The sequence below is a fragment of the Cellvibrionales bacterium genome (assembly GCA_016713115.1).
GTDB lineage: Bacteria > Pseudomonadota > Gammaproteobacteria > Pseudomonadales > UBA7239 > UBA7239.
In genome coordinates this window covers 20,734-32,267 of sequence record JADJPU010000002.1, presented here as the reverse complement: position 1 = coordinate 32,267, position 11,534 = coordinate 20,734, and the positions used below count along the sequence as shown (strand labels likewise).

Annotated in this window: 3 protein-coding genes and 7 pseudogenes; 4 read left to right on the top strand and 6 right to left on the bottom strand. The window is 51.6% G+C overall.

Annotated features, from left to right (window positions below):
• From narI to IPK30_12175, 6 genes and pseudogenes are all read right to left on the bottom strand, one after another.
• Positions 1-706, bottom strand: a pseudogene (narI, locus tag IPK30_12200) (respiratory nitrate reductase subunit gamma).
• 799 nt (positions 707-1,505) lie between these two features.
• Positions 1,506-3,057, bottom strand: a pseudogene (narH, locus tag IPK30_12195) (nitrate reductase subunit beta).
• Between the two features lie 55 nt (positions 3,058-3,112).
• Positions 3,113-6,255 (bottom strand): annotated as a pseudogene (locus IPK30_12190) (nitrate reductase subunit alpha).
• Positions 6,256-6,285: 30 nt separating this feature from the next.
• A pseudogene (locus IPK30_12185) lies at positions 6,286-6,411 on the bottom strand (molybdopterin-dependent oxidoreductase).
• Positions 6,408-6,705, bottom strand: a pseudogene (locus IPK30_12180) (hypothetical protein). The pseudogenes IPK30_12185 and IPK30_12180 overlap by 4 nt, the downstream one beginning before the upstream one ends.
• A complete protein-coding gene (locus IPK30_12175; GenBank protein ID MBK8103976.1) occupies positions 6,684-6,845 on the bottom strand; it encodes a hypothetical protein in 162 nt (53 codons plus the stop codon). Before IPK30_12175 ends, IPK30_12180 begins: the two are co-directional and overlap by 22 nt.
• 157 nt (positions 6,846-7,002) lie before the next feature.
• Between IPK30_12175 and IPK30_12170 the strand changes: the two are divergent.
• The 4 genes and pseudogenes from IPK30_12170 (at position 7,003) to IPK30_12155 (ending at position 10,896) form a co-directional block, all read left to right on the top strand.
• Positions 7,003-7,633, top strand: a pseudogene (locus tag IPK30_12170) (TMEM165/GDT1 family protein).
• Positions 7,630-7,827, top strand: coding sequence for a hypothetical protein (locus tag IPK30_12165; protein ID MBK8103975.1), 198 nt, complete (start codon positions 7,630-7,632; stop codon positions 7,825-7,827). The pseudogene IPK30_12170 and the gene IPK30_12165 overlap by 4 nt, the downstream one beginning before the upstream one ends.
• A 730-nt stretch (positions 7,828-8,557) precedes the next feature.
• Positions 8,558-10,133 (top strand): annotated as a pseudogene (gene gpmI / locus IPK30_12160) (phosphoglycerate mutase (2,3-diphosphoglycerate-independent)).
• 94 nt (positions 10,134-10,227) lie between these two features.
• Positions 10,228-10,896, top strand: a complete 669-nt coding sequence (locus IPK30_12155; protein ID MBK8103974.1) for a hypothetical protein — start codon at positions 10,228-10,230, stop codon at positions 10,894-10,896.
• Positions 10,897-11,534: the final 638 nt, after the last annotated feature.

The following is an 11,534-nucleotide window of genomic DNA, read 5'->3' as shown; positions in this document are numbered from 1 at the left end:
ACAGCGTCGTAATGCGCTGCGATGATGAGGACATAAAGTGTTCATCCCACACGCAGCGGCGGTTGATTAACAATAGGCGCCTCTGACGACGACGGCCACTTGATAAGGCCGCCACAAATAGCCGACAGTCATTCTTCACAATATGCACCAAACGCGGGAAGGGCGCGACTAAAAAGAATATTATATCGATCAACGTGTGCTTTGTAAATCCAATGCACACCTAAAAATGAGAATTATGTTAAACCCAGCGCAATGTGACAACGTGTTGCGCCCATTCCGCCATCAACAACATTTCACTGCCATCCAAATGTTGCGCAGAAATAAAAATACTGGATAAGCCCAGCAGCAACGAGCAAGCAGCAAGAGCAAACCAGCGTATCGGCAAAAGAACCTGTTGTACGAATGCGGATTGGTTAAACGCCGCCATAACAAATGCACAGACCAACCAAACACATCGCACCAAACACGCCGCCGGACCACCATCAAAGCACAATTGTTTATGCGGCGTAGAAATCAGCATGCCTATACACCGCATGCGGCGTAAGCAATCCCACTAAATGCCCGCCCAACACCATCAACACACCGATATGAAATAAATTACTGCCCAGGCGCATACCTTTGTCTGACAACATCTGGCTGAGCCAGTGCGCCAGGTGTACATGGCTTTGTCATAAAGGCAAATCTAACCGCCGATAAAAACGGCCATAGTGATATAGGGATAAATCTGAAAAGCAAATTGGTTCCATGCGTTCTATTTGTCAAAACGGCTGCGCAAGTAGGTGAATCGGAGAGGTTTTATTTCGTCAGCACGATGCGTCTGTGGCATTCGCTGTTGTCGCACGCGGGCGTGCCAACACCAAGCGCACCACTTCTTCTTCCCGGCTGAGACGATCCATCACTTCCGGCGTGTCGTCGCGCACTTCTTGCTGCACTGCTGCCGCAAAGCTGAAAGATCTACACGACCTTCGGCCATCTCCACTAACAGTGTTAGCAACAAGGCATACGGACCTCGCGCTCTGGCCTGCACGCGCCGCCAGTAACGCAAATGATGCGCTGCAAGTTTTGTAACCAATCCGGCTTCTTGGTTCGATTGGGCGATGGCTGAGATATTCCAACACCAAGGGCAATAATCGGGCAGTTCGCGTGTTGCCAATTCAAAACCATTCTTAGCAGGTATCATTCCAGCAGGTCCACCATCGCCCCGTCCGCGATCGCGCTGATTCACCGCGTATGTGTTCAAACAACAAAGACCTGCAAGGCGCCCGCGATCGAACAAAGACAACCACCGGTAGTCGCATCCAACGCGTCCTGCGTTTCAGAATAAATTTCACGCACAAATTGCGTCAAGGCTTTTGCCGCCAGGTAGGCAAACCGGAATTGCCACCGGCTAGCAACACTTCTTCACCGTGTTGCCACAATTCGCCCCGTGCAGGATAATCCAACAACACAATTTGATCAGCTTTAATACACTCATGGTGCCGCCTCCTCGTGACGTAAGCAGATAGCTACTCTTGCACCACAAAGCCGGTGGTTTTGCGCTGACCAAATAACCTGCCGCGCTATCGCCGTGACAACCATTGCCGAAAAGAAACCGCCGCAGCCGCCACGCTCACCAAACGCATCGTTACAGGTGGATCGCTATGATGCCCCGCGCCGGAATCGCCAAACCGTCTTCAGAATTAGTAACGCCAAATAGCGGCATATATCTTCTGTTTAGGCGGCGCTCAAACCCACTTGCTGCAACGCCGCATGGTCTTCCACACTGGGTCCACATTCACCGCACGCCGCCAAGCGCATCGCCAAAATACGCTCCAATGCGCAGACCACCGGCGCTTCTATCACCCAGCTGTTAATAAAAACGCCTAATAAAAAACAGGCGGGCGCAGCGAAACCAGCCGATCCGGCAATTTGCCGTTCATGGCGATTTGCCCTGCTTTCGGCAGCTTGAATCAGTGATAGCGTGCGGCAATATTCACACCATCGGCAGCGTGCGGTATTCAGGATGGTGCTGGCAGCGCCAATTTCCAATCAATCGCCATTTATAAACCGGCGATATTTTTGCCGCCTCCACCACAGCTTGCAGCGACTTTCTCTGCACGCAGCGGCTTTGCATTCTGTGGGGCCATGCGGATCGAGAAAAACATATCCAAATGCGCTTGATACAAATCTTTTTCTGCCGGCACGGCTGCCCCGTTCAATGCGATCGGCGTCATACAGCATCACACCTAAATAGCGTATGCGCCCCACACGCAAGTTTCCGAACACACTGGTCGGCTCGCCCATTTCAATGATGCGCGATAAAGGTGGAAAATACATTTTTCAGATTCGCTTACCTTCCAGCTGTAATAATTTTTTCGTATTTCTGGGGGCAAGCCGATTACACACATACGCCAACCATAGATACATTTGTCTCAGGCGATCAACACAATGCCAGTCTTCTTCGCGTTTGTAAATCGCACCTGATGGGCAGGCTGACACGTGGCAGGCAGGGTTGAGGTAGTAGTCGGGCAGGCGCGGCAAATACATCATGAAAGTTTTTTCAAAACTGTCCAAAATATCTTTTGCATATTGTCAAAGTTTTTATCTTGGCCAGTGCTTATTGAACTCTCCACCAAGAATCTCTTCCCAGTTTGGTCCCCACTCAATTTTTTGCATACGCTCGCTACTAATCAGTGAGGAAAAACGCGGGCTTGGGATGCGCGCTGTCTGGCGCGGTATGTAAATGCCCATAATCAAAAAGTGAACGGTTCGTGGTAGTCGTCTATCTGCGGCAAATCAGGAGTTGGCAAAAATCTTGGACAACAAACGCCAGCGTCCACCGCCAAAAAGTGCATCAGTTTGCCTTTGGCTGTACGCACCCATCCGCCATTCCATTTGTCTTGGTTTTCCCATTCTTTGATAACCAATCCCTGGTCATTGGGGGATGTTAAACCACTGCGTATTCCACGCCTTCACGGCTAGTCCACACATTTTTGCAAGTAACAGAGCAGGTGTGGCAAGCTGGCTAAGCACTTATCGAGTATTCAACACCACGGTAATTTGTGCGCGTGTTCTCATTGAGTTTCATGCCTCCTGTTGTGTTGTCTCCGTTCTCCAACCAATCCACCTTTGCTCATTTTGCGCACGATGACAATTCATCACGGTTGGTACCGCAAGTGCCGTAGTAATTAAAGCCGTAAGACAGTTGCGTGCGTGCAACCGCCAATCATCATGCGGTGTCGGCTTTTGCACGATGCGCGTCACTGAATTGTGTAACAAAGGCCGCGCGTGCCGGCAGGATTTCGGAACCTGGCGTATTCAGAATGCGCGCGTGCGTGATACATCATCGCCATGCCTGGCATCACACGCTGACTCACCACCGCACGCGCAGCACGCGCGCTGTTGACATTAAATAATTCAATCCAATTCCGTTATCTTCGATATTCGCACTGCGCGGATCACTCCTTCGCTGAGCCACACAATCGGCCCACCGCGCGACAGTGTTTGCATCAACAAATTATCGCCAGAGAAGGGGTGTATGCCCCATTTTCAGTGGGCGTAATCCAATTCAACACCATTTCTTTATTGCCGTTGCTGCGCTTATTGAGCAGCGCGGCGCAATGGTTTTGGCATTCCACGGGTGGGCGGTAATCGCATATAAAGCCTTCGCCAAAAGCAATCATCCACGCGTGATCTTGATAAAACTGCTGCCTGCCGGGTGAGTGCGCGCCACGGAAACACGCCCTGCAGCATTGCGGTAACAGGCGTTGTAGCTGACATACCATCTTCCAAACCAGACCAAATCGGCGAAGAAATAATTTTGCGCGGCTGCGCTTGAATATCGCGAAAGCGAATCGCTTCATGCGCTTTACTCTACCGCCAAATGCGGGTGATCGCGGCCAGTAAATTCACCTAAAGATTCCCACGCTTTCACCGCCACATGGCCATTGGTTTCCGGCGCGAGATGCAAAATGACTTCTGCCGGGCAACAATCGCACTGCGTCGTAGCGGACGACCGCAACTCGCTGACCTTCATCCAACACACGACAGATTGAGTTCGCCTGTGTGACTCTCACCTTCATCCCCAGTGTATTCCAGCCTTCATGCGGGTCGCCGCCATTGCCTTGTTTGTTCAACAACGGCCCAAGAGCGGTAATTTTTATACAGATTGGGATAATCGCGCTCAACGTGGTCACGATAGTCGGCATAGTTTTTCCTGGTATCGGTTCGCACTCGTTTTTTCAATCGCTAACACCAAATGGCATAGCCAGGCATTGGGGGTGTCGTGCAAGGATTTGCACTAATACCACATCCTTTTCTACACCCAACACACCGTCCGCCATTTCGCTGACAGTTTTGCGGCCACACCTTTGAAAAATATCCCAATCACTGCAAGCGACTTTAACGCAGGTCCACCGCTTTTGACAGTGGATGAATAAATGGGTGCATGTCTGAGGTATTGAGATTTGTCTTTTCATACCAGGGTCTGTTTGGCAACACGATGTCGGAATACAAGGCCGTGGTGCACATGCGGAAATCCAGCGTCACCATCAATCCAATTTTCTCCTGGTGCTTCATCGCGCCAGCGCACTTCTTCCGGCTTCACCGCGCCACGCTCACCCAAATCTTGCCTCCTGCAAACCGTGACGCGTGCCGAGCAAATGGCGCAGCATGTATTCGTGCCCTTGCCAGATGAACCGAGCAAAATTAGAGTGCCAATAAACATGGCGCGGGGAAAGTTTTCCGGCGCGTCTGGGTCCGAAAACGCAAAATCTAACTCCACCTGTTTTCATCTGCTGCATTAACAAATCACGGCGATACGCCAGCCTTTCTTGCCGCTTGCGCAATATGCAGTGGATTGCGATTCAACTGTGGCGCACTCGGCAACCAACCCATGCGAATCGCTTGTAAAATTCAAATCCGCCTGACTACCACCAACTTTGGGGGCATCGGCGAGTGGCGACAACATTTCTCCAACCGCTAATTTTTCGTAACGCCACTGATCGGAATTGAAATAGAAAACGAAGTGCTATCTTATTTGGCGCGGCGGTTTGCCCTAATCCAAACCAAACGCCAAGGGCAGCTAAACTGGTTTGCGGGCGCAATTTCTCCCGCCCAACATAGTGGGATTCAACCGCCACCGGTTTTGCCCTACAAAGCCACACATCACCAGCATATTGATTCAGTCGCGATAGTTCATGTCGTTGTGGAACCAATGGTTCATGCCAGCGCCAAATAAGTGAATCATGCTACGCCCGCGCGTTTCGGCGGCGGTTTCTGCAAACTCATCGCGCAACGCCAATCACAGCCGCGCGTGGCACACCGGTGATTTTTTCCTGCCACGCCGGCGTGCCCGGCACATCTCTGCCTACCTTTAAACAACATTTCCGCCGCCAAAACCGCGCGATCTACGCCTGTAATAGGTGAGCAGCAATCAAACCGTTGGGGGCCACTCGCCTGCTTTTTCCATCGGCCAGCGTGAGCTGTTTTAACGGGAATATTGCGTTCCAAAATGTCAGGAAATTTTCCGTTGCCGTAAAATGGGCGTGTTCGACACCGCCAAAATACGGATAGCTAAAACCGCCGCCACGCCATCGTTAAAATCTGGCAGTGATAAACGCAGCTTCGTTTCTCTCCCGGCGCTGTCTTTTCCAATATTCCATTCGGCTTTTTCGCCCCAACGAAATCCGATAGCCGCGCGGCACGGATCTGCCCACTGTGTTCATCAAACGCCAAAGCTTCCATTCTGCTATTACTTTCAACCAAACCGGATAAACCACTGGCACGCAAAAACGCTCTGGTACCAAACGCCCATCGGCGCGCTGCTCCAAACGCACTAAGAGCGTATTATCCGTGTACTGGCGATAAAGACTGAAAAATAATCCACCGTTTTGTCGACATGAAACTCTTTCAAAATCACATGACCAAACGCAAACGCGAGCGCTGCATCCGTGCCCTGCTTGGGGTGCAGCCAGTGATCGGTGAGCTTGGCAACTTCGGCAATAATCGGGCGTAATCGCCACTCGTTTTTGTGCCGTTGTAACGCGCGCTTCGGTAAAAAATGTGCGTCGGGTGTGCGCGTCTCAGGCATATTTGAACCCCACGCGATGATGGGGCTGACTGCTGTACCAATCGGCAGATTCCGGCACACCGGTTTAAGCTCTCCCCATCTCCGTGGGCTGGAAGGCGGCAGATCGCAATACCAGTCGTAAAACGATAAACACGCGCCGCCCAATAATGATAAACAGCACCATGGGCATAAGACACCATCGACATCGCGGGAATAGGAGAAAAACCAATAACGCGATCCGGTCCATATTTTTTATGGTATGGCAAATTCTGAGGCGCAATCATTTCAATGCCCTCTTCCCACTGCACCCGCGCAAAACCACCCATGCCGCGTTTGCTTTTGTAGGATTTAGCGCGCGTCATGCCTTCAACAATACCTCGCCCACGCCGGCACAGGGCTTCAGCGTTTTGCGCGCCTCGCGCCACAAGCGCAACAGCGCGCCGCGTACTAAGGGGTATTTCCAAACGGTTGGCACTCGTACAAATACCACGAGTAGCTCGCTTCGGCGCGGGCAGCCGCGCGGCTCGTGATTGGGGAGGTCGGGGCGGAGGTGAGGGTAGTCGGTCTGCTGCGTTTCCCATGTCACTCAGACCGTTCTTCACATAAATCTTCCAACTGCACGAGCCAGTGCAATTCACGCCGTGTGTTGAGCGCATTGACCTCGTCGTACTGAAGCGAAGCGCGCGCGATAGCTGTCTTCCCAATCGCGGTTCTCCAAAAGTGCCTCACCATGCCCATTGGCAAAAAGGTTCTGAGACACGGCGAAAAATTGCAAGCGGTCGAGAAAGTAACTCATCCAGTTCTCCTTCATACCGAAGATACTACCACTCCCCATTGCATCAAGCATTGAGTTCAGAAGAAGTGTGCTTTTTTCGCAACTTAACTTACAATGCGCCCTGTTGGAGGTATCCGCATTAAATCTTACTTGTGTCCACCGGCGTGGTCGCCCTTCGCTGAAAACCGGCGATGAAACCCAGTTGCTCGCCTTCCTACTCGCTGCGCGTTTCAAAAGCCGCCCATCGCCTCCGGGCATTCTTTTGGCCACCTTGGTCAACCACGGATTGGCCGGTGCGCTGGGCGCGTGGATCACCACCAACAGTCAGCTCCGGAAGTGCTGCGCTGGGTGTTGGGCTTGTTCTTTATCGCGAAGCGGTAATCGACGCTGATTCCCGACAATAAAATTGAAGAAGAAGAATCGCTGATAGCGCAAAAACTCGGCGTGTTCGGCGCCACCTTGGTGACTTTTTTTTCGGCGGAAATGGGCGACAAACGGGGTGTCGCCACTATCGCCATGGCCGCGCACTACGCCGCACCGCTGCGGGGTGGGGATAGGCACCACGCTGGGCGCTGTTGATTGCCGATGTGCCAGTCGTGGTGCTTGTCGGCGACAAGTTGGCCAACAAAATCCTGATGAAGCTGGTGCACTCCATCGCCGCTGGCGTGCTCGCCGTGCTGGGCGTGATGACCTTTGCTAGGCGTGAACCGGCTTCGGTTTTTAAATCGCTTATTACAGCAGGCTCACCCAGTGAGCCTTTCGTTTGTACCATGGCTCTTACCTATGCTGCCATTGAGCCATCGCCATGAATGAAGACATAGCCATTGCTTTATCCTGTTATTCGGCAATGATCGTGACATGGGCGCTAGCGTGGGGGGGGCTCGGGGTTGTAGATCACCGTAACAAACAAGGAGGAAACCTCTTTGTTTCTCATCTGTTAGGATATTCATTAACAGCGGCGCAGCGTTTGGCGCGTTTTGTAAACGGCGCGTTATTTCCCTAACGATACAGCGCGCCAACACCGCAATAGGCATAGGCATTGTGGGTGCCGCCATTCTCTTTGGTGTATTGGTTTGCCTTTCTTTTGCTAAACGCACTGTCGTTCGTCAGCAACAAAATAAAACCACGTTGACTACAAAGTTATGCCAAAACGATGCCGCACAACAACAAAAATCAGAACAGCGCACACAAAAAACGCAAATACTGGGTATGTCTTTTGGAAATTTTTACCAAGAGCGTTCGGAAAGCCACTTAAAGTTTTGGCTGGCAAAAAATTTTTTCTCTTTGGGTCTGCCGTGATATATGTTGCTGTGTTTATGTTGGTCGACAGGGGCGACCCTCGATGGCTTTACTTTCGTTTTCTTGTTGGATTTGTTGGTGACCTTCCCAGGCGCGCCACGGATAAAAAAGTAGTCGTTAACTCTGCTTATCGGTGCCGGGATCATTTTTATTTTGTTAGTGGCTCTTCCCTTTAAAATCTCTTATCTTATTTTTAGAGGCACGACTGCAGCACCTGCCCTGGAAAAAACATTCCTTATGTTTCGCCGATTCTTGACAGCTATGCTGTGAGCGACATTACATCAGCCTCTTCAACTAACAACCACTGGGTATTTCCGTTTGCTATGGGGCTCTGGCTAGGGCATATGTGGGGCGATGACGATTGATACAACAGGGATGCAGGTTCTAAAAAACTCATAGCTTCCGTAAGATAGCTGCCCCGTTTTCTGCTGGTTGTGTTTTATGACGACTTCCCTAAACCTCTTGTACCTTTGATACTCGACGGCTTCGGCTACCGCGAGGAGACTAAAGACAACGCCATTGCCGCCGCGCATACGCCCGTGTGGGATCAACTGTGGCACGAGAACCCGCACAGCTTGGTGTCCGGTTCTGGTTTGGATGTGGGCTTGCCCGAAGGCCAGTTCGGCAACAGCGAAGTCGGCCACATGACACTGGGGGCGGTGGGGCGCGTGGTGTGGCAGCTTGACGCGCATCGACAAAGACATCGCCGACGGCACGTTTTTTGAAAATCCCGCTTACTGCGCAGCCATTGATAAAGCCGTCGCCAATAACAAAGCCGTGCATATTTGGGGCTTGTTGTCGGATGGCGGCGTACACAGCCACGAAAATCACATCCTCGCTGCACTGCAACTCGCCGCGGAGCGCGGTGCAGAAAATGTTTATCCTGCAGCTTTTTGGATGGCCGCGACACACCGCCGCGCAGTGTAGAAGATTCACTGCGCATCACGCAAGACACATTTGACGCATTTCCGGCGTACCGGCCGCATCGCCATTAATCAGTAGCGTTACATTACGCGGTGGGGCGGACGACAAGCGTTGGGATCGCGTGGAAAAGGCCTACAACCTGCTTACCGGATGGTCGCGCCGACTTTCACGCGGCCACCGCTATAGAAGGTTTGCACAACGCTTTACGCGCGATGAAAAACGATGAGTTTTGTGCAGCCGACGGTGATCGGCGCACCCGTGCAATTGCTACTGATGGCGACGCGGTGTTGTTTCATGACCTCCTGCGCCGATCGCGCATTCGGCAAATCACGCGCGCCTTTACCAATCCTGCGTTTGACGGTTTTGTGCGCGCACGCACTCCAACACTCGGCAATCTTGTGATGACCAGTGAATACGCCGACGATAAAGCTCCCGGCGCTGTGCGCTCCATCCACCATCCAGCACTCTGAAAAACTCATTGGGCGAATATTTAGCCAGTTTAGGCAAACGCAATTGCGCATTGCGGAAACCGAAAAATACGCGAGTGTCACTTTTTCAGCGGCGGGCGCGAAGCCTTGTAATACGAAGGCGAAACACGCATTCTTGTCGATTCAACAAGGTTGCCACTTACGATTTGCAGCCGGAGATGAGCGCGTTTGAAGTCACTGATAAATTTGGTGGAGGCGATAAGCAGCCAACAGTTCGATGGGATTATTTGCAATTACGCCAACGGCGATATGGTAGCACACCGGCATTTTCAGCGCCGCAGCAAAGTGGTGGAGGTTCTCAGATATTTGTGTAGGCCGTGTGAGTAAGTGACGCGGTAGCTGGCAGCCGGTGGTGAACGTTTGATCACCGCCGATCACGGCAATTGCGAACAAATGCAGGATTACGAAGCGCAGCAAGTACACACACAGCACACTTGTGAACAAGTTCCGTTTTTGTATATCGGTCAGCGCACAGTCACTATCAATGATGCAGGCACACTGGCTGATGTTGCCCCAGCATGCTGGAAAGTTGTTGAACTTGCCGCAACCGGCAGAAATGCAAGGGCGCAACCTCATCACTCATTGTTACAACAAATAAAACTTTTTATCACTACGCACGGAGAAAGAACACAAGTAAATCCATCAATCGCTATTGGCTGCTATCCTCAGCGGCACATTAACTGGCAGTGCTTTTGCTAACGACGCAGCACCGGCAGCACCCGCCGAAGCCGCCACTGCGCAAGCAATCGCGGCGAACCAGCAGCCAAACAGAAACGCTCCTCAACAAAAAAACGCCGGAGATGCAGCAATCCATCGACAAATTAAAAGCGGATATTCAAACCATCCAGACCACACGCAATGAATTGCAGGCCAAGCTGGACCAGTCTGACAAAGATGTTGCGGCGCAAAATGAAAAAAAATCGAAGAGATCAACACCAAAATCGCAGAGAAACAAAAAGCTGCTAACGCACAAGCGGCAGAAAAAGCAGTGGGGCAGTTTAATCGCTGATCAGCGGGAACAGACGGGCCAGCACTGCGCGCTCTCTGCACAGCAGGCGCGCAGTCGCAACTGCGCTTGTTGCTGGAACAGGACGACGCCAGCACCCTCACCCGCAACTTCCAATACAACAATTACTTGGTTGCCGCTCGCCAGCAAAAATGGCGGCGTATCTCGATGCTATTCAACGTATCGTTGTCATAGAAAAGAACTCGCCAACAGCATTCAAGAACTGCAAGTGCTGCAACAAACCTCATCACGGAAAATATGCAATCGCAAGCCGAACGCGATGCCAGAAAAACCTTTAATTACCAACTCTGAACAAGACCTAAAAAACAAGCACGGCGAATTGGGAAAGCTCTAACCAAGATCGTTAAGCATTACAAAACATTGACTGCACGCATCGAACAGCAACGCGCCCTTGCTTAAAGCCGGGCGGAAGAACAGCGTTTGCGTGAGGAGCAGAAAATATACAGCAACAGGAAGAGAAACTTTCGCAACAAAACCGCAACTTTGAACCATCTACAGATGATGCATCATCCACCTATAGCGCCGTTGATCTCGAACGCCTGCGCCAGCAATCTTTACACAACGCAAAGGAAAAATGCTGTGGCCGACGCAGGAAAACTGCTGCATCAATTCAGGCGATAATCGCCAAGGCAGCGTGGACTTGGGATGGTTTACGCATCTGGGCGGATAACGGAACGCCCGTGCACGCCATTCACGGCGGGCGCGGGATGTACGCCGACACTTTATTACGCGGCTGGCGGGCTTGTTAAACGTGCTGGATCACGGCGATGGTTATATGAGTTTGTACGCACAATAATGATGCTCTGTTGCGTGAAGCCGGCGAATGGGTGCAACCAGGCGATATCATTGCACGTGCCGGCAACAGCGGCGGCGAAAAGAATCCGCCTTGTATTTTGAAATTCGCAAAAACGACAATCCGATCAACCCTCTACCTTGGCTGAAAAAAAAAATGCTCCTGACACGCACACCGCT